This is a genomic window from Serratia sp. T13T92, assembly GCF_047530105.1.
In the GTDB taxonomy this organism is placed as follows: Bacteria; Pseudomonadota; Gammaproteobacteria; order Enterobacterales; family Enterobacteriaceae; genus Chania; species Chania fonticola.
Genome location: NZ_JBLJAK010000018.1, coordinates 73,469 through 93,433 on the forward strand (window position 1 = coordinate 73,469; position 19,965 = coordinate 93,433).

Annotated in this window: 15 protein-coding genes; 7 read left to right on the forward strand and 8 right to left on the reverse strand. The window is 55.7% G+C overall.

The features are described from left to right. The first annotated feature begins 441 nt into the window (after positions 1–441). Positions 442–1,824 carry a phosphoglycerate transporter PgtP gene (gene pgtP, locus ACMV5I_RS17325; protein ID WP_414824932.1) on the forward strand — a complete coding sequence of 461 codons (1,383 nt, stop codon included), beginning with the start codon at positions 442–444 and terminating at the stop codon, positions 1,822–1,824. A 65-nt stretch (positions 1,825–1,889) separates the two neighbouring features. Here the strand turns inward: pgtP and crr are convergent, their stop codons facing one another. The 5 genes from crr to cysZ all read right to left on the reverse strand — a co-directional run bounded on the left by crr (position 1,890) and on the right by cysZ (position 6,785). Next, positions 1,890–2,399 carry a PTS glucose transporter subunit IIA gene (gene crr / locus ACMV5I_RS17330; RefSeq protein ID WP_021807057.1) on the reverse strand — a complete coding sequence of 170 codons (510 nt, stop codon included), beginning with the start codon at positions 2,397–2,399 and terminating at the stop codon, positions 1,890–1,892. Positions 2,400–2,448: 49 nt separating this feature from the next. Further along, complete coding sequence (gene ptsI / locus ACMV5I_RS17335) at positions 2,449–4,176, reverse strand: phosphoenolpyruvate-protein phosphotransferase PtsI (protein ID WP_024484478.1); 1,728 nt, start codon at positions 4,174–4,176, stop codon at positions 2,449–2,451. 46 nt (positions 4,177–4,222) lie between these two features. Then, complete coding sequence (gene ptsH / locus ACMV5I_RS17340) at positions 4,223–4,480, reverse strand: phosphocarrier protein Hpr (RefSeq protein WP_021178688.1); 258 nt, start codon at positions 4,478–4,480, stop codon at positions 4,223–4,225. A 402-nt stretch (positions 4,481–4,882) separates the two neighbouring features. Then, the gene (gene cysK / locus ACMV5I_RS17345; protein ID WP_046808395.1) at positions 4,883–5,851 is read right to left on the reverse strand and encodes a cysteine synthase A; all 969 of its coding nucleotides are present in this window, start codon (positions 5,849–5,851) and stop codon (positions 4,883–4,885) included. A gap of 172 nt (positions 5,852–6,023) precedes the next feature. Continuing rightward, a complete protein-coding gene (cysZ, locus tag ACMV5I_RS17350; RefSeq protein ID WP_021178686.1) occupies positions 6,024–6,785 on the reverse strand; it encodes a sulfate transporter CysZ in 762 nt (253 codons plus the stop codon). Positions 6,786–7,007: 222 nt separating this feature from the next. Here cysZ and zipA point away from each other — a divergent pair, with 222 nt between their 5' ends. The 3 genes from zipA (at position 7,008) to ACMV5I_RS17365 (ending at position 10,278) form a co-directional block, all read left to right on the forward strand. Further along, positions 7,008–7,964 (forward strand): cell division protein ZipA, encoded by a 957-nt coding sequence (gene zipA, locus ACMV5I_RS17355; RefSeq protein WP_260513641.1) that lies wholly within the window; start codon positions 7,008–7,010, stop codon positions 7,962–7,964. Positions 7,965–8,041: 77 nt separating this feature from the next. Then, positions 8,042–10,063 carry an NAD-dependent DNA ligase LigA gene (gene ligA, locus ACMV5I_RS17360; protein ID WP_414824933.1) on the forward strand — a complete coding sequence of 674 codons (2,022 nt, stop codon included), beginning with the start codon at positions 8,042–8,044 and terminating at the stop codon, positions 10,061–10,063. After that, entirely contained in the window at positions 10,063–10,278 is a 216-nt protein-coding gene (locus ACMV5I_RS17365; protein ID WP_021178683.1) for a DUF3820 family protein, read from the forward strand. The genes ligA and ACMV5I_RS17365 overlap by 1 nt, the downstream gene beginning before the upstream one ends. 37 nt (positions 10,279–10,315) lie before the next feature. Here the strand turns inward: ACMV5I_RS17365 and ACMV5I_RS17370 are convergent, their stop codons facing one another. The 3 genes from ACMV5I_RS17370 to ACMV5I_RS17380 all read right to left on the reverse strand — a co-directional run bounded on the left by ACMV5I_RS17370 (position 10,316) and on the right by ACMV5I_RS17380 (position 13,858). Next, positions 10,316–10,765 (reverse strand): FlxA-like family protein, encoded by a 450-nt coding sequence (locus tag ACMV5I_RS17370; protein WP_202811510.1) that lies wholly within the window; start codon positions 10,763–10,765, stop codon positions 10,316–10,318. 51 nt (positions 10,766–10,816) lie between these two features. Then, entirely contained in the window at positions 10,817–11,365 is a 549-nt protein-coding gene (locus ACMV5I_RS17375) for a nucleotidyltransferase family protein (RefSeq protein WP_414824945.1), read from the reverse strand. A 195-nt stretch (positions 11,366–11,560) separates the two neighbouring features. Beyond that, complete coding sequence (locus ACMV5I_RS17380; RefSeq protein WP_141132685.1) at positions 11,561–13,858, reverse strand: TonB-dependent siderophore receptor; 2,298 nt, start codon at positions 13,856–13,858, stop codon at positions 11,561–11,563. Positions 13,859–14,165: 307 nt separating this feature from the next. Here ACMV5I_RS17380 and fes point away from each other — a divergent pair, with 307 nt between their 5' ends. Genes fes through ACMV5I_RS17395 form a run of 3 tightly spaced genes read left to right on the forward strand, consistent with a single transcriptional unit; the run spans position 14,166 to position 19,724 of the window. Next, on the forward strand, positions 14,166–15,518 hold the full coding sequence (fes, locus tag ACMV5I_RS17385) for an enterochelin esterase (protein WP_414824934.1): 1,353 nt from the start codon (positions 14,166–14,168) through the stop codon (positions 15,516–15,518). Positions 15,519–15,528: 10 nt separating this feature from the next. After that, complete coding sequence (locus ACMV5I_RS17390) at positions 15,529–15,735, forward strand: MbtH family protein (protein WP_021178678.1); 207 nt, start codon at positions 15,529–15,531, stop codon at positions 15,733–15,735. Between the two features lie 41 nt (positions 15,736–15,776). Then, on the forward strand, positions 15,777–19,724 hold the full coding sequence (locus tag ACMV5I_RS17395; protein ID WP_414824935.1) for an enterobactin synthase subunit F: 3,948 nt from the start codon (positions 15,777–15,779) through the stop codon (positions 19,722–19,724). Positions 19,725–19,965: the final 241 nt, after the last annotated feature.

The window sequence follows — 19,965 nt, forward strand, 5'->3', positions numbered from 1 at the left end:
ACCTCATCGTTTGTGATCTTATTCATAAAATCGCAATAACGATAAAAATAACCCGCAAAACATTTGGGACAAAAATATTTTCCGTCAACCAATAGGATTTAGCCGGGGTTATAACGTTGATGAAGTCAGAATATTACCATTGATAGACTATCAATACTGTTAACACCTTCAAAAACATCACCACTTGTGGGCTGGCTTTGTGTGCAACTGCAGTGCTGTGGCACTCTAGCGCGTGGAGGTGAGCGAACTGGTTTTTGGTTAATAACGGTAATGTTAATTGATGGGTCAAAATTGGGCTTATTTGTTCTGGGTTTGAGTCAATTTTGACACATATTACGGGGCTTGTCTTATTAATGAATTAATTACACCATCCGCTGCGAGCGTTATTAATAAATAGCAGGCGCATCGAGCCAGTACAGATAAACCTCACAGGGGAATAACATGTTTTCATTATTAAAACCTAGCGCGGCGGCGAAGCGTGTTCCGCCAGAACAGGTGCAGGCAACCTACCAGCGTTATCGCATGCAAGCGTTACTGAGCGTCTTTTTGGGCTACCTGGCCTATTACATCGTGCGTAACAACTTCACCCTTTCGACGCCCTACCTGAAAGAGCATCTGGATCTGAGTGCGACGCAGATCGGCATGTTGAGCAGTTGCATGCTGATTGCCTACGGCATCAGCAAAGGGGTGATGAGCAGCCTGGCCGATAAGGCCAATCCCAAAGTGTTTATGGCCTGTGGCCTGGTGCTGTGTGCCATCGTCAACGTCGGTTTGGGGTTCAGCACCGCCTTCTGGATCTTTGCCGCATTGGTGGTGTGTAACGGCCTGTTCCAGGGGATGGGCGTAGGCCCTTCGTTCATTACCATCGCCAACTGGTTCCCACGTCGTGAGCGCGGCCGCGTTGGCGCATTTTGGAATATATCCCACAATATCGGCGGCGGGGTGGTGGCCCCCATCGTCGGCGTGGCCTTTGCGGTGTTGGGCAGTGAACACTGGCAGAGCGCCAGCTATATCGTCCCTGCGGGCGTGGCGGTGCTGTTTGCGCTGGTGGTTCTGTGGCTGGGTAAAGGCTCGCCGCGCAGTGAAGGTCTGCCTGCCTTGGAACAAATGATGCCGGAAGAAACCGTCAGGATGACAACCGGTGTGCAGGAGCAGGCACCGGATAATATGAGCGCCTTCCAGATCTTCTGTACCTATGTCCTGCGTAATAAAAATGCCTGGTACGTGTCACTGGTGGACGTATTTGTCTACATGGTGCGCTTTGGCATGATCAGCTGGCTGCCTATCTACCTGCTGACCGAAAAGCATTTCTCCAAAGAGCAGATGAGCATCGCGTTTCTGTTCTTCGAATGGGCGGCGATCCCGTCCACACTGTTGGCTGGGTGGCTGTCGGATAAGCTGTTCAAGGGACGCCGTATGCCGCTGGCGATGATCTGCATGGTGATGATTTTCATCTGTCTGATTGGTTACTGGAAGAGTGACTCGCTGTTAATGGTCACCATCTTTGCCGCGATCGTCGGTTGCCTGATCTATGTGCCACAGTTCCTGGCTTCGGTACAGACGATGGAGATCGTTCCCAGCTTTGCTGTCGGCTCTGCCGTTGGCCTGCGTGGCTTTATGAGCTATATCTTTGGGGCCTCGCTGGGCACCAGCCTGTTTGGCGTGATGGTCGATAACATGGGATGGCATGGAGGCTTTTATCTGCTGATGGGCGGCGTGGTGTGCTGCATCTTGTTCTGCTATCTGTCACATCGTGGCGTATTGGCCTTGGAGCGTGAAAGACAGCAACAGGAGCTACAAGCGGAGCCGCTGGTAGCGCAGTAGAGCTTAGAAGTCCTGGATAAAAAAATGGCGCCGATAAAGGCGCCATTTTTACGATCGAACCGCGATTACTTCTTGATGCGGATGATCGGGGTCTCGCCAACGGTGACGCTGCCGGACAGTTTGATCAGCTCTTTGATCTCGTCCATGTTGGAGATAACCACCGGAGTCAGGGTAGACTTGGCTTTCTCTTCCAGCAGGGCCAGATTGAACTCGATAATCACATCGCCTTTCTTGACGCGCTGACCTTCTTCCGCGATGCGTTTGAAGCCTTCGCCTTTCAGTTCAACGGTGTCGATACCAAAGTGCACGAACAGCTCAATGCCGCTATCAGATTCGATAGAGAACGCATGGTTGGTTTCGAAAATTTTACCGATAGTGCCGTCAACCGGAGCAACCATTTTGTTGCCTGCAGGTTTGATAGCAATGCCGTCGCCAACGATCTTCTCGGCGAATACGACGTCCGGTACATCTTCGATATTGACGATTTCGCCAGAAAGTGGAGCGACGATCTCGATAGTGCCCATGTCTTTCTTGTCATCAGAAACCAGAGACTTCAGTTTATCGAACAAACCCATGATCTTCTCCTAAGCATTAAATTGGGCGGCGTTCCAGTGTCGTGGAATTTTAGCAGAGCGTTTTTTCTTCGATGAACTTATTGACGCAGTTCATCAAATCCTGTGCCGTTGGTTGTTCCAAGGCCTGCGCTGCCAATGCCTTCACATCTTCGAAATTGGTATTACGAATAATTTTCTTGATGCGCGGGATTGCAATCGCACTCATGCTGAACTCATCCAGCCCCATGCCCAAAAGCAACAGTGTAGCACGCTCATCGCCAGCCAGCTCGCCGCACATACCGGTCCACTTGCCTTCTGCGTGAGATGCATCAATAACCTGTTTGATCAGGCCAAGCACTGATGGGGACATCGGGTTATAGAGATGAGAAATCAGCTCGTTGCCGCGATCTACTGCCAGAGTATACTGGGTTAAATCGTTTGTCCCAATACTAAAGAAGTCGACTTCTTTCGCCAGGTGGCGAGCAATCACTGCCGCGGCAGGTGTTTCCACCATTACGCCCACTTCAATGCTCTCGTCAAAGGCTTTGCCTTCTTCACGCAGCTGCGCTTTCAGCGTTTCCAGCTCGCCCTTCAGATCGCGCACTTCTTCCACCGAGATGATCATCGGGAACATGATGCGCAGTTTACCGAAAGCAGAAGCACGCAGGATGGCGCGCAGCTGAGCGTGCAGGATTTCCCGGCGGTCCATCGCGATACGGATCGCGCGCCAGCCCAGGAACGGGTTCTCTTCTTTTGGCAGGTTCATGTACGGCAGGTCTTTATCGCCGCCGATGTCCATGGTACGGACGATGACTGCCTGTGAGCCCATGGCTTCCGCAACGGCCTTGTAAGCCGAGAACTGCTCGTCTTCGGTTGGCAGTGAGTCGCGGTCCATGAACAGGAATTCGGTACGATACAGGCCGACACCTTCGGCGCCATTGCGCTCTGCACCGGCGACGTCGCGCACGGTACCGATGTTGGCACAGACTTCAACCTGATGCCCGTCCAGCGTGATCGCCGGCAGGTCTTTCAGCTTGGCCAGATCGTTTTTCTCGGTGACGTATTGGGTATGAACCGCTTTCAGCTGTTCAATCACCTCGGTCGTCGGGTTGACATAAATCTTGTTGTTAACCGCATCCAGGATCAGATAATCGCCGTTTTTTACCTGGGTGGTCACGTCGCTGGTGCCAACGATAGCAGGCAGTTCCAGGGAGCGAGCCATGATCGAAGTGTGGGAAGTACGGCCACCCAGATCGGTGATGAAGCCCAGCACTTTGTCCAGGTTCAGCTGTGCGGTTTCTGACGGTGTCAGGTCCTTCGCGACCAGGATCACTTCATCTTGAATGGCGGTCAGATCGACAATCGCCAGGCCCAGGATGTTTTGCAGCAGACGCTTACCGATATCACGCACGTCCGCCGCGCGCTCTTTCAGGTATTCGTCGTCTAATTCTTCCAGCGCTTTCGCCTGGCCTTCGATCACGGTGTAGGCTGCCGCATCGGCAGACGCCAGATCGTCTTTGATGAGGGCTATGATTTCCTGCTCAAGCTCTTCGTCTTCCAACAGCATGATGTGGCCTTCGAAGATCGCTTCTTTTTCTTCGCCGAAGGTCTCGCCTGCCTTGGTTTTGATTACTTCCAGCTGTTCAGACGCTTTGGCGCGGCCTGCCAGAAAACGTGAGATTTCCTGCTCTACATGGTCTGCAGAGATTTTTTTCCGGTTGATGACAATTTCATCTTCCTTCAGCAAGAGAGCCTTACCAAAAGCGATACCCGGTGATACTAAAATGCCTGAAATCATAACCCTACCTTACTCTTGACTGGTGTTAACTAAAAAGACGGGCCGATTACTCAAGCTCTGCCATCAGTTTTACCAAGTGCTCAACGGCTTTCTGCTCGTCTTCACCAACGGCTTCGATGGTGACTACTGTTCCTTGGGTCAGGCCCAGAGTTTGCAGCTTAAACAGGCTTTTGGCGCTAGCGCTCTTGCCGTTGGAAGTCACGGTGATGTCAGACGCGAAGCCTTTGGCTTCTTTTACGAACTGAGCGGCAGGGCGAGTGTGCAGACCATTCGGAGCGGTGATAGTCACTTCTTGCTGGAACATTGATGTTTCCCCAACTTATCGGATTTAAGGTTGTGGAGCTAAAGTTTAGCCTAACGGCGTGATTTTAGCTTGTCTGGTTAGCGCCTGACTATGGTACAGGGGCGAGCGTTGATGCAACATAAAACGACGCTTTAAGCATTTCAGATCAAAAAATCCGAGCATCTGGCGTTGTTTCAATCAGCTCCCCATTATGCCGTGTTTTTCGCTGGAGCAACAAATGAGTAAATCGATTCAGCTCAAACAATGGCAGGAAGGTGATTAATTTTGCGCATCGAAATAATTGACCGGTTAAATACTAAAGCCAGCGGCGAAAATCAATCGTTGAGTGGTGTAAACTTTGATCCAGTCCACAAAAAAAGCACCTGAATAGGTGCTTTTTTAGCTATTTGTGCACTGTTTGCGCTATTGCTGCAGTTCCTGTTCGGTGAACAGATCGGCAAACAAAGCGGTGCTCAAGTAGCGCTCACCTGAAGAAGGCAGAATAACCACAATTGTCTTGTCGGTAAAGTCGGCTTCTTCGGAAAGTTTGACGGCGGCCGCCACGGCGGCACCGGAAGAAATCCCGGCCAGGATGCCTTCTTCTTCCATCAGGCGGCGTGCCATGCTGATGGCTTCGTCGTTGGTGATCTGCTCGACGCGGTCAACCAGGTTCAGATCCAGGTTGCCAGGAATGAAACCGGCACCGATGCCCTGGATTTTATGCGGGCCGGGTTTGATTTCCTGGCCTGCCAACGCCTGGCTGATGACCGGTGAGTCGGTTGGTTCAACCGCCACTGTGGTGATAGCCTTGCCCTTGGTGTTCTTGATAAAGCGGCTGACGCCGGTCAGTGTACCGCCAGTGCCGACGCCCGCGATAAAGACATCGACTTCGCCATCGGTATCTTCCCAGATTTCCGGGCCGGTGGTTTGTTCGTGGATTTCCGGGTTGGCCGGGTTACTGAACTGTTGCAGCAGGATGTAGCGGTTCGGATCGGTGGCCACAATCTCTTCGGCCTTGGCGATCGCCCCTTTCATGCCTTTGGCACCTTCGGTCAGCACCAGATTGGCACCCAGCGCCTTGAGCAGTTTACGACGTTCGATGCTCATGGTTTCCGGCATGGTCAGCGTGAGCTTGTAACCTCGCGCCGCGGCGACAAACGCCAGGGCGATACCGGTGTTGCCGCTGGTTGGCTCCACCAGCTCTTTGCCTGCGCTCAGAATGCCACGTTTTTCGGCATCCCAAATCATATTGGCACCGATGCGGCATTTGACGCTGAAGCTCGGGTTGCGAGATTCAACCTTGGCGAGAATGCGTCCGTTGCCGATACGGTTCAGACGAACCAGCGGCGTATGGCCGATTGTTAATGAGTTGTCTTGGTAAATCTTGCTCATGGCCCGTCCTTATAACTCTATGAAATGTAGGGAACATCGAAAGCATACGCTAACGGTCTCGGCAGGGAAGTAAAGAATTGGTATATCGATATGTTATTAGAGAATAAGTTTTAATCACAATAACAAGGGCGCACGAAGCGCCCTTGTGCAAGAAACAATCTTACCTGCTCCATTAATGACGAACGAATTGTGCACGATAACGGTCGACCCACATCGCCGTGGCACCGCAGACTGCCACCGGCAGGATCACCAGATTGAGGATGGGGATCATGGTGAACAGGCTCACCAACGCGCCAAACTGCAGATTATCGGTTTTGTGCTGGCGCAACGCCTGGCGCATCTCGGCGAAGCTGACCTTGTGGTTATCAAACGGATAATCGCAGTATTGAATGGCCAACATCCAGGCGCTGAACAGGAACCACAACACTGGTGCCAACGTTTGGCCAATGCCCGGTATAAAGTAGAGCAACAGCAGGCCCAGCGCGCGTGGCAGGTAATACATCAGCTTGCGCCATTCACGGGACATGATGCGCGGCAGATCTTTGACCACGCCGAGCATACCGGTATCCGGCAGCGGTTTGCCGGTCAGGCTGCCTTCGAGCTGTTCCGCCAGCAGCCCGCAAAACGGGGCGGCGATCAGGTTGGTGATGGTGCTGAACAGGTAACTGAACACCAACAGCACGGAAATGACCGCCATCGGCCAGAGTAAATAACTTAGCCACTGTAGCCAGCTTGGCACATGGCTCATCATGCTCGGGATCCAGTCGCCCAGTTGGCTGAACAGCCACCAGAAGGCAGAGCCCATCAGCAGCACGTTCACCAGTAACGGCAGGACGACGTAGCGTTTAATACCCGGGCGCGAAATCAGGCGCCATCCTTGGGCAAAATAATGGAAGCCGTTGGTGGACCCAACAGGGGGAGGCACATAGGACATATCTTAAGATTTTCTCTTTGGCTAAACAGGCTAAGCTATCATATAGGGTTGATTTTCCACTGGCTAGAGCCACATTGGCTGAAAAAACAGCAAAAAAATGCCGAATAATCATCTTTATTGGCATAAAGTTCAGCACGGACTTGCACTTGTGCCTGTGGGCAAATAGAGTTAAAGAGTGAATGTTTGCCGCGGTGGCAATGTCTTGGAACAACAGAGATAGCAATGATGCAGGATTTGCGTCTGATATTAATCGTTGTTGGCGCGATCGCCATAATAGCGTTGTTATTACATGGTCTTTGGACCAGCCGTAAGGAACGCTCGTCCCTTTTTCGCGATCGCCCAGCCAAACGCTCGAAAAATGAGCGTGAACCTACTCCACTTGATGATCCTGCTGAAAGCGTGGGAGAGGTGCGTATCCGTGCCACTCGCGCAGAAGTTGAGGATGAGCCATCAATGGGCCATATCGATGTCGCACGCGAAGAGCCGGTGATTGCACCAAGGCCAGCTCCAGCAGCTCAACCTGCGTCTCGGCCAGCCCAGCCCGCGCCGCTCTCCCAGCGGCCGGATTACGATGACATCCTGCTGGATAACTATGCCCAGGACGAGGACGAAGAGCCGCAGCAACCTGTTGTGCGTCGTGAGCCGCGCGTTGACGATATGCCTCCGGCTACCGCTCCTGCGCCAGAGCCTGCCTTCCATCATGCAGAGCCTATGCGTGAACCGCAGCCAGCGCCGGAACCGTTGAAACCGGCAAAACTGCAGGAAACCGTATTGGTGCTGCACGTGGCAGCCCATCAAGGCGGTGTGATCGGGGGTGAAGTGTTGCTGCAGAGCGTACTGCAGGCGGGCTTCCAATTTGGTGAAATGGGTATCTTCCATCGCCATATCAGCCCGGCAGGCAGTGGCCCCGTGCTGTTCAGCCTGGCCAATATGGTCAAGCCTGGGTCATTCGATCCGGAAATGATGTCCGATTTCTCCACGCCGGGCGTATCGATGTTTATGATGGTGCCGTCTTACGGCGACGCCAATCAGAACTTCAAACTGATGCTGCAATCGGCACAACGTATTGCCGACGATGTGGGTGGCGTGGTGCTTGACGATGAGCGCCGCATGATGACCCCGCAAAAGCTGGAAACCTACAAAGCACGCATCCGCGAAGTGTTGGAAAACAACGCCTGACCGGTTGCCAGTGCACTGCATAATCCGTAATCCAGAACCCCCGCCAGCCGGGGGTTTTTTATCTTTGATGGTGAGCCATGGCTTCGATTAACGAAACAATCAATCAACTACGCACCTCATTGCGCCATCACGAATATCAGTATCACGTACTCGATGCGCCGGAGATCCCGGATGCGGAATACGATCGCCTGATGCGTGAGCTGCGTGAGCTGGAAGAGGCCCATCCTGAACTGATCACCGCCGATTCACCGACGCAGCGCGTCGGGGCCGCTCCCTTGGCGGCGTTTGATCAGGTGCGCCATGAAGTGCCGATGCTGTCGTTGGACAACGTCTTTGATGAAGAGAGCTATCTGGCGTTTTACAAGCGCGTGCAGGATCGCCTGAAAAGCAGCGAGCCGCTGACCTTCTGCTGTGAGCTGAAGCTGGACGGGCTGGCCGTCAGCCTGCTGTATGAAGATGGCGAGCTGGTGCGTGCCTCCACGCGTGGTGATGGCACCACCGGGGAAAATATCACTTCTAATGTGCGCACTATCCGTGCCATCCCGCTGCGCCTGACCGGTGAAAATATTCCGCGCCGGGTGGAAGTGCGTGGCGAAGTCTTTATGCCGCATGCCGGCTTTGAGCAGATGAACGAAGAGGCGCGCCGCAAAGACGGCAAAATCTTCGCCAACCCGCGTAACGCGGCGGCGGGCTCGCTGCGTCAGCTTGATCCGCGTATCACGGCCAAGCGCCCGCTGACCTTCTTCTGCTACGGTGTTGGCCTGCTGGAAGGGGGCGAATTGCCACGCAGCCATTGGCAACGCCTGATGCAGTTCAAAGCCTGGGGCTTGCCGGTGAGCGATCGCGTCAAGCTCTGCACCGGTAGCGATGAGGTGCTGGCGTTTTACCGCCAGGTCGAGCAGGACCGCATCAATCTTGGCTTTGATATCGACGGCGTGGTGGTGAAGATCGACGATATCGATCTGCAAGAATCTCTGGGCTTTGTTGCTCGCGCACCGCGTTGGGCTACGGCGTTCAAATTCCCGGCACAAGAGCAGATCACCGTGGTGCGGGAAGTGGAGTTCCAGGTCGGGCGTACCGGTGCGATTACGCCGGTCGCACGTCTTGAGCCAGTATTGGTGGCCGGGGTGATCGTCAGTAATGCCACGCTGCATAATGCCGATGAAATCGAACGCCTTGGCCTGCGCATAGGCGACACGGTGATCGTGCGCCGTGCCGGGGATGTGATCCCCAAAGTGGTCGGGGTGATCGAAGATCGACGCCCGCAGGACGCGCGTGAAGTGGTATTCCCACTGCATTGCCCGGTTTGTGGTTCCGATGTGGAGCGGGTGGAAGGCGAAGCCATTGCGCGCTGTACCGGCGGGCTGATCTGTGGTGCCCAGCGTAAAGAGGCGCTGAAGCACTTTGTTTCCCGCCGGGCGATGGACGTTGACGGCATGGGCGATAAAATCATCGAACAGCTGGTCGATAAAGAATATGTCAAAACGCCAGCCGACCTGTTCCGTCTTTCCGCCGGTATTCTCACCGGGCTGGATCGCATGGGGCCAAAATCGGCACAGAATCTGGTCAATGCCTTGACCACCGCCAAACAGACCACCTTTGCGCGCTTCCTGTATGCGCTGGGTATTCGTGAGGTAGGAGAGGCCACGGCAGCCGGTCTGGCGGCGCATTTTGGCTCGTTGGAGAAGCTGCGAGAGGCCGATCTGGACGCGTTAAAACAGGTGCCGGACGTGGGCGAAGTGGTAGCCAGCCACGTGGTTAACTTCTTTGCTGAAGCACATAACCAACAGGTTATCGCCGAGCTGATCAGCCCGGAAATCGGCATTAACTGGCCTGCTCCGCTCGTCGTGGTCGCCGAAGAGATCGACAGCCCGTTTGCCGGTAAAACCGTGGTACTGACCGGGTCTCTTAGCCAACTTTCCCGCGATGAAGCCAAAGATCGGCTGACCGCGCTGGGGGCCAAGGTCAGCGGCAGCGTATCCAAGAAAACCGATCTGGTGATCGCCGGTGAAGCCGCTGGCTCTAAGCTGGTCAAGGCACAGGAACTGGGGATCGAGGTGATCGACGAGGCGGAGATGATCCGCCTGCTGGGGGCCTGATGGAAAAAGAGAACCTGATCGAAATCGCCAACACCGTGATGCCCTTTGGCAAATACCAGGGCAGGGTGCTGATCGACCTGCCGGAAGAGTATCTGCTGTGGTTCGCCCGTAAGGGCGAATTCCCCAATGGCAGACTGGGAATGCTGATGGAAATGACGTTGGCGATTAAAATCGAAGGGCTGGATCACCTGATCAAACCCCTGAAGAAAAGCTGAGTCGATGGGCGTAACGCCATGTTACGCCCTTCATCGTCTAGATATAAACGTCCACGGCGTTGGCGGCGGTCGGGCGGTTGACGCCATCACCGCTCATGGCCTTGGCCATCTGCTCTTCCTGCTGCTTTTCCATTTCTTGTTTCTGAATGCGCGCGATCTCAGCCTGGAGCATTTGGATCTGGCTCATGATCAGCTGTTTTTGCTGCTCGATCTGTTTGGCATCGCCATCCGAGTTTTGCAGCTCAACGAGCTTTTGCTGCAGATTCTGGATCTGCTTAAATAGCGCTGAAATACGTGAGGCCGCGCTGCTATCTTTTGGCGCCACCGGTGTATCAGTCTCGGTTTCCTTGGCCTTCCCCCCTTCAGGGGTATTGTTAACCGGTGCCGACATCAGTGCAGCCCCGCCTTTACCGGTGGCGGTGAACACCTCGCGGACTCCGGCAATCGGGTTCTTGATGGGCACAATCATGGTAATGTTGGTCGACATGCGATCCTCCCAGGTAGCTTGTCAGAGGTATCGGCAAATCGCGGCAAAACTTTACCTTGGCGTCAGCTTTAGCTGTGGCCAGAGTTCGAGCCACTGTTTCTCCACCACGCGCTGTTCGAAAGCGGCCAGGTTGTTGCTCTTGGGGTTGAAGGTGATGCTGTGGTTGAACAGCGCCTGTAGGCCAAAAGGGGCGACGAGCTGGATGCTGCCATCGGCTTGCAATCTGGCACCCACGGCGGTTTCGATCTCCGTCCAATAGCTGATGGCGTCTTCGCTGTCGCGATAGGGCGCGCGGTGACTACGCAGGTGCATACGTGCCTGATTCTTTACCGACCAGGGTTGTGTCGACCATTCCAACAGACGCGACTCCAGCATCTGGTCGCGCTCGGCATCGCTATGGCGCGAGTCGAAATGGATCACATCGATATCGTTGAGCGGTGTGCTGGCCGTAAAACCATGCAGCCGGTCCCACACCAGATTACGCACGAAGCCCGCACCCAGGCACCAATCGTTCAGCCCGAGCCGCCGGGCGGTGGCTAATACCTGCATACGTTCGTTATCTTGGCGTAACCAATCAATAATTTGTTGCTGAGGTGTCATCAATAGTGCCATCAATGCTCATTTGTTTCCGCTACTGTAACCCGAAACGGGCGGCGGCGTGATGGCGAAAATGGCAAAAAAAAGCGCGGCATAAGCGCCGCGCTGAGATTGCTGATAAACCCACCAGCCCCAATTGTAGGGGCGCTGCATGCTGCGCCCGAGATCAAGCCGTTTGAGGTTAGGTCAAAGCCATGATCAGAACTGGGTGTTCAGGCTCATAAAGTAAGTCCGACCCGGTTCGTTATAGGTTGCTGCCCCGGCACCATAGATATTGACTGCCCCGGTGACTGGGTTACCCACGTTTTGCGAGTTACCGGAACGGAACTGGCGTTTGTCGAACAGGTTCTCGATCCCCGTCGTCACGCTGACATTTTTAGTCAACGCGTAGGTGCCGCTCAGGCCAAAGATCGCGTAAGGGCTGACCTCACGAGTTTCCGGCCCAGTGGTTGGCTCCCCACGGTAGTTGTATTTCTTCGGCTTTTGACGGCCGTACCAGGTCGCGGTGGTTTGCAAAGAAAGATCCTGCGTGGCCTGCCAGCTCAAGGTTGAGTTGATGGTGAACTTGGGAATAATCGACAGGTAATCACCGGTGGTTTTATTTTCGTTCTCAATCATGTAGGTGGCGTTGTTGTTCCAGGCTACCGTTTCGCTCACCGGCACGTTCAACGTACCTTCCAGACCCTGGATCACCGCTTTAGGCACGTTCTCCCAGCGATAGATATCGGTTTTACTGGAGTTAGAGGCCATTGGCGAATAGCCCGCTTCGATCTTGTTGCGGTAATCGTTACGGAAGTAGGTGATGCCTGCCAGCCAGCCTTCATGGTGGAATTCCAGACCGATCTCTTTGTTAATGCTGTTCTCGGCCTTAAGATCGTCATTACCCATCAGATAGCAGCCAGTCCCCGTCGCGCTGGCGGCACAGCCCTGGCCTTTGCTGTAGAGAATATAATCGCCGTTGCTCTGGAACAGGTTGGGTGCCTTATAGGCGCGAGCAATACCCATTTTCAGGGTAAACAGATCGCCCAATTCCTGTGACAGGTTGAGTGACGGGCTCCAGTTGTTGCCGGCCGTGGAGTGATGATCGTAACGCAGGCCTGGAGTCAGCATTGTGGTATCAGTCAGCTCGATATTATCTTCGGCAAACAGCGAGAAGATATCCGCGGAGGAGTACGGGCTGCGGTTGCTACTATCGGTACCAGGGATCGCTCCCCCGGTATTCGTACCGGTCAGCGACTGGGTGGTCGAAGAAGGATCTTTCATCTTCTGCTGGTTCCACTCGGTACCCAGCGTGGCGGTTTGCGGCACCCACATATCGAACGGAATGCTGACTTCACTGTGGGCCAGGAAATCGTCCAGACGGGTGGTGTTGTAACTGTCGCTGGCGAAGATCCCTTCCAGGCCCCCGGCCAACCCTTCGGCTAAACGGGTATTGCGCGTGCGTTCAAACTGGACGTAGTTGTTGGTGCTGACGCCGCTATCCCATGCGCCACGATAATTGACCGCATAGGTTTCACGATACATACGGTTGGTTTCTTTACCGTAGTTGCTCTGCACCAGCGCATTGGTGTTGGTGTTTTGGGTATCCCCGGCGTACAGGTTGCCCTGGCGGCCATAGGCGTACTGGAAATCCAAGGTCTGCAGGTGGGCGAATTCCCAGCTCAGCAAGGCATCGATATTTTTGTCGACCACCCCTTCACGACCGGCAGGCAGAGTATTGGCATAGGTGCCGGTACGTTCGGACTGATGCCCCTGGTTGATATCCCAGGCGTCGGCCTGCGTTTTGCTGTAGCCACCAAACAGACGGAAGCTCAACTGATCGCTTAACGGGCCGGAAAGGCTGAAATCGGTACGCTTGGTGGCGCCTTCATCCTTATGCTGCGGTACGTTGAAATAACCGTTCAGTGTACCGTGCAGGTCCTGGCCAGCTTTTTTGGTGATGATGTTGACCACGCCACCTGCCGCGCCGTTACCGTAGCGGGCAGCCGCTGGGCCACGCAGCACTTCGATACGCTCGATCATCTCCGGCGGCACCCAGGCGGTATCGCCACGGGTATCACGCTCACCGCGCCAGCCTTGGCGCACCGAGTTACGGCTGCTGGCCGGCTTGCCGTCGATCAGGATCAGGGTATTTTCTGGCCCCATGCCACGAATATCGAGTTGGCGGTTGTTGCCCCGCTGGCCGCTGGTGGAGTTACCGGTCAGGTTGACCCCCGGCATGGTACGGATCAGCTCATTGATATCACGAGCGGGCGGGCGTCTTTTGATTTCTTCGGCAGTGATGGTGGAAACGCCGGGCGCTTGAAGGTTTTGTTTGGCGGCGGTGACGACGATGACATCTTCAGAGGCGGATTCTTTTTTACTTTTCTCAGCCAGCGCGGCGCTGTCTGAGGGGGTGGCCGTTTGCTCGGCATTGACCGTAACGGAAAATGCAGACGTGCCCAATCCTAACCCGATGAGTGTGGCTAAAGAATAACGAGATAACTTCCGATTCATTTTGAGGTTCCTACCTAACAACCCTTCCTGATGCGGCGCTGTGTGACAACCGGTAACGGAACGGTTTGTTGTAGTTTTATTGTGTAGTCGAAAATAGTAACGAAACCCAGAGGCCAGGCTGACTGGCAGCAAGATCCCGCTCAATAATTCGGCATCCATCCCTGTTGAAGAATGCCCGCTCTATTTCGAGCTTGTATACACTATTGCAAATGCAAATAATTATCAATAGTATTCCTTGTGCCGTTTGGCATTTGGGAACCGGTGAGTCGCACGGCGTGCCTTGCCAACAACACAATGAGTGGGCGTTTTGAAAACTGAACAACAACCAGCAAGCAGTACGTTATTGGCGAGCAAGCATGCAGGGAGCCACGGTTGGTGGCTGGATATCGCCCGGCGTGGCACCCCCTTGGTGGAACTGCAGGATAATGGGCGATGGAAGGTGACGTTCTTGTGGCGCGACCCTCAGGGCGGTGAACTGACCTCGGCTTATCAACGTGTCTGGATCCATATCAATTGCCTTACCGATCATCATCAAGCATCGCCCCCGCAGAGCCTGCAACGGCTTGCTGGCTCGGACGTCTGGTATTGGCAAACCGAGCTGCAAGGCGACTGGCGCGGCAGCTACTGTTTTATCCCCTGCATGGAGGATCGTCCCTTCGAACCGCAGGGGGACAATTCCCACGCCAACATGCTTTCTATTCGCCACTGGTGGCATCAGGTGTTTGCCCGCGCAACTCACGATCTGCTTAATCCTTACCGCGCCTGGCCTGGAGTCGGGGGGCACACGCTTTCCGGCCTGCATATGCCACAGGCTCCCCAACAACCAGCCTGGCGGGACTTTGACAACTATGCCGTGACCAGCGGCCGCTGTACGCCTGCACCTCCTGCCAAACTGCAACGGCATACCTGGCATAGCCAGCGACTGGGAACCTCCCGCCACGTCTGGATCTACTCCACCGGTGAAAGTAACCCGGCGGCGCGGCCATTGGCTATTTTGCTGGACGGCCAATTCTGGGCCAATCAGATGCCGGTCTGGGATCCGCTGATGCAACTGACGCGTACTGGCCAACTGCCGGAGGCGGTCTATCTGCTGATCGACGTGATCGACCAGCAACACCGCGCACGGGAACTGACCTGCAACGATGAGTTTTGGTTGGCCCTACAGGAAGAGTTATTACCGCAATTGGCCGACTGGGCACCGCACAGCCGTGAGGCTGCCAACACCGTGGTAGCTGGGCAAAGCTTTGGTGGCTTGGGGTCGCTCTATGCTGGCCTGCGCTGGCCGGAATATTTTGGTGCCACCATCAGCCAGTCCGGCTCGTTCTGGTGGCCCCGCCGCGATATGTTGCAATTGCCCACCGTGCCCGAGGATGCCTGCTGGTTAATCCGCCAGGTAGAAGACGGGCAGTTGGGCGCGTGCGGCAAGCTGAAGGTGTTTTTAGAGGCCGGGGCGCATGAAAAGCTGGTCCACCGGGTGAATGACCGTATGGCGGCCCTGTTAAGTGAAACCGGGCATCAGGTGCAATATCGGCTGGTGGAGGGCGGGCACGATGTGTTGTGCTGGCGTGGTGGTTTACTCGATGGTCTGCAGGCGCATTGGTCGGAGCTGGCCAACTGCCGTGCCGAATTGAAGCCATCCGCCAACCCTTTTCATGCTTAAGGAGCAAGTAATGGAAACCTTAAACCCGTTCGATGACGAGCAGCAAATTTGCTACGTCCTGCGTAATGAAGAACTGCTTTACAGCCTGTGGCCGGATTTCAGCGCCATACCGGCCGGTTGGGTCAGCGTTTTTGGCCCGGCTTCCCGGGAGCACTGTGTGCACTGGCTAGAACAGAATTGGCAGGATATGCGGCCCGCATCACTGCGTAAGGCGTGATGGAGACGCAGCAGCAAGAACCGACAACAGGAGCGAACGTCGTGTCAGAAACCTCTATTTTACCCACCGGGCAACAGGTTACCGTTGAATTGCCATTGGTGGCCGCGCAGCCCGGTATTTGGGTTGCCGATCAAATTTCACCTTACGGCAATGCCTATGCGGTCGCCCATTATATCGAACTGAACGGCCTGCTGGATAAAGACCACCTGCTACAGGCGATCTCACTAGGCCTGGCTGAAGTGGATACCTTAAGGCTGCGTTTCGTTGAGCGTGACGGTGTGCCGATGCAGTATTACGACGCCGCGATGCCGTTGGCTGCGCCGGAATGGATTGATTTAAGCGACTCGGCGGATGCAGAGGCGGCGGCCCACGCGCTGATGCAGATCGACCTTGGTGCCGAATTGCGAGTGAGCAGCGGCAAACCGCTGTATCGCCATATCCTGATGCGTTTGCCCGACGATCGCTGGTTCTGGTATCAGCGTTACCACCATCTGGTGGTCGATGGTTTCAGCTTTACCGCCATCGCTCGCCGTATCGCCAATATTTATACCCGCCTATATCAGCAAGAGCAGCCGGAACCGACGCCGTTCACGCCTTTTAGCGATGTGGTGGCGGAATATCAGCAATACCAGCAATCTCCAGGTTATCAGCGTGATGCCGATTTTTGGTTGAACAAGGCACGGCAGTTGCCCACGCCAGCCACCCTATGCCCGCAACCGTTAGCCGGGCAAGCACCCTCGACGCGTATTCACCGCTTGGCGCAGTTCTGTGCCGCGCAGGATCTTGCGCCACTGGTCAGCCTGGGCCAGCAACAGCAGCTCAGCGCAGCCGATATGGCGATGGCGCTGGTGGCCGTGTGGGTGGCTCGTCTGACAGGGCAAACCCACTACAGCGCCGGGTTTATTTTTATGCGCCGCATGGGTTCGGCTGCGCTTTGTGCCACCGGGCCGGTGATTAACGTGCTGCCGGTGGAAATGCACGTCGCGCCGCAGGCAACGCTGGCCGATATCGCCGCGCAAATCAGCCGTGAACTGAAGTTTGCCCGCCGCCATCAGCGCTATGATGCCGAACAGGTACAGCGCGATTTGGGGCGTATTGGCGACAGCCAGCCGCTGTATGGCACCGTCTTCAACTTCAAGATGTTCGATTACCAGCTCGATTTTGCCGGTATCAAAGGGATCACCCACGATCTGGCTTCTGGCCCGGTGCGTGATTTGGAAATCGCCTTGTTTATCGACGAGGCTGGCACGCTGAAGATTGAGCTCTTGGCCAATGCCGAGCGTTATTCGTTAGCCGAACTGACGGAGCATTTACAGCGCTTGCCACTGTTGCTGCGGCAGTTTGCGAGCCAACCGACATTGCCGGTAAGCGAAGCCGATTTGCTGAGTGAAAAAGATCACGCCTTGCTGGCCAAAGTGAACGACACCGCTTACCCGGTAGCAGCACAGACCCTTAGTGGTCTGCTGGCTGAGCAGGCGAATAAAACCCCGAATGCCCTGGCGCTGGCCGATGAACACTACCGGTTCAACTACCGCGAAACTCGCGAACAGGTGATCGCCCTGGCCCAACATTTGGTGGCTCAGGGGGTGCAACCGGGCGACATCGTGGCGGTGGCATTGCCGCGCTCGGTCTTCCTGTCGCTGGCGTTAATGGCAATAGTGGAAGCGGGAGCGGCCTATTTGCCACTGGATACCGGCTATCCAGATGAGCGCCTCAGCATGATGCTGGAAGACGCGGCCCCACGCCTGATTATCACCGATGCCTCCCAGCAGGCGCGTTTTGTGGGGCAGGGGGAAGTGCTGTTATACGATGCGCCACTGGTAGCCTCCGCTGCTGCATCGAGCGCGATCCAAGGCCCGACGCCGCATCATCCGGCCTATATCATCTTCACATCCGGCTCAACCGGGCGGCCGAAGGGCGTGCTGGTTGGGCATCAGGCCATCGTTAACCGTTTACTGTGGATGCAGCATCAGTATCCGCTGGCGGCAGACGATGTGGTGCTGCAAAAAACGCCGTGCAGCTTTGACGTCTCGGTGTGGGAATTCTTCTGGCCACTGATGGTGGGTGCGCAGTTGGTGATGGCACCGCCGGAGGCTCACCGCGATCCTCAGCAACTGCAAACGCTAATCGATCGGTATAACGTCACTACCATGCACTTTGTTCCTTCGATGCTGGCGGCCTTTGTCGGTGCTTTGGACAGCACAACCGCCATCGCCCATTGCCAGCCACTGCGTCAGGTGTTCTGTAGCGGTGAAGCATTACCGGCAGAGCTGTGCCGCCTGTGGCAGAGCCGCACTCAGGTGCCGTTGCATAACCTCTACGGCCCTACCGAGGCGGCGGTGGACGTGACCTGGCATCCGGCCTTTGGTGACGCCCTTGCAGCGGTTACCGGAGCTAACGTCCCCATCGGATTGCCGGTGTGGAATACCGGTTTACGTATTCTCGACGCGCGCTTACGCCCAGTGCCACCGGGTGTAGCAGGCGATTTATATCTGACCGGCGTGCAACTGGCTCATGGTTATCTGGCCAGGCCGGATCTGACCGCCAGCCGCTTCGTCGCCGATCCGCAGGGCAACGGTGGCCGGATGTATCGCACCGGTGATGTTGCCCGCTGGCTGCCAGACGGTGCGGTAGAATATCTGGGGCGCAGCGACGATCAGCTGAAAATTCGCGGTCAGCGGATTGAACTCAGTGAGATCGACCACGCCCTGCTGTCACTGCCGGGCGTACGTCAGGCGGTGGCTCATGCCTTGGTATTGGAGGGCACGGTCGTTGATGCAATGGGCGGCGATGCCCGGCAACTGGTGGGCTATCTGGTTCCACAGCCCGGCGTACATCTGGATAGCGAAGCCCTACGTGCTGCGCTAGCCGATCGCTTGCCGCAGCATATGGTGCCGATCGCCCTGGTTGAAATGGCCGAGTTGCCTCTTAGCGCCAACGGCAAGCTCGATCGCAAAGCCTTACCACAGCCGCAAACCGGTGCTGGAAAGGCCGGACGCGAGCCGGAACCCGGGTTGGAAAGCGAGATTGCCGCAGTTTTTGCCCGTTTGCTCCAGCGCGAGCAGGTATTTGCCGATGACGATTTCTTTGCCCTGGGCGGGCATTCATTGCTGGCGATGCGTCTGGCCGCCGAGTTGCGGCGCGATCTGGGTAAAGCGGTATCGGTCGGTCAGGTGATGGTCGCTTCGAAAGTGGAGCAACTGGCACAGCTACTGGCGGAAGAACGCACGCAGGAAGAGGCCGACCAATGCGGTTTCGACAGCGTGTTGCCGCTGCGCGTTACCGAAGGCCCAACGCTGTTCTGCCTGCACCCGGCTTCCGGTTTCTCCTGGCAATTCAGCGTGCTGCCGCGTTATATCGATCAGCATTGGTCGCTGGTGGGCATTCAGTCTCCACGCCCGGATGGCCCATTGGCGTTGGGTGAGGATATGGATCAAGTCTGCGATGCGCATCTGGCCACGGTATTACAGGTACAGCCACACGGCCCGTATCACTTTATCGGTTATTCCCTGGGGGGAACGTTGGCGCAAGGTATCGCAGCGCGTTTGCAGGCGCGTGGGGAGGAGGTGGCTTTCCTTGGCTTGCTGGATACCTATCCGCCGGAAACCCAGAACTGGGACGTGATGCTGGACGACAACGTGCTCAAAGAGGTGCAGCGCGAGCGTGAGCAGTTCCTGGCGGTATCAGAAGATACGCTCGATCCGGCGCTGGGCGGGGCGCGTGTCGCGATGTTTGACAATATCGAAGCCAACTACGCGGATTCGGTCAGGCTGTTGTCACATACCCATACGGCACATTTCCAGGGACAAGCGACGCTATTTGTGGCCAAGCGCACCTTGCAAGCAGGCATGGATGTGCAGCAGACCTGGGCGGAATATGTCGATGCGTTGCAGGTGTTTGAGCTGGATTGTGCGCATGTGGATATCGTTTCACCGGCTTCGTTCAAGGTGTTGGGACCCTTGTTAAACCGGGTGTTGCGGGCACTGTAGCCGTAATGCCATGTGCAAACTGCAGGTTAAAAACGACAGTGAGCCGTTCTCGCTGAAAAAACATTTCCTGGCGGAGTGTCTGCGATAGGTGGCAGGAGATCTAACGCGGCACTTGCCCTGTTGCTGTTGCCACCAAGTATGACCTGTCTTATCATCCCAACCGGGCAATAGCAATATTGCCCGCCAATGGAGGCGATCCGCGTGCGTACGGGCAGCGGTGACGGACATTATCCAGTCAGGA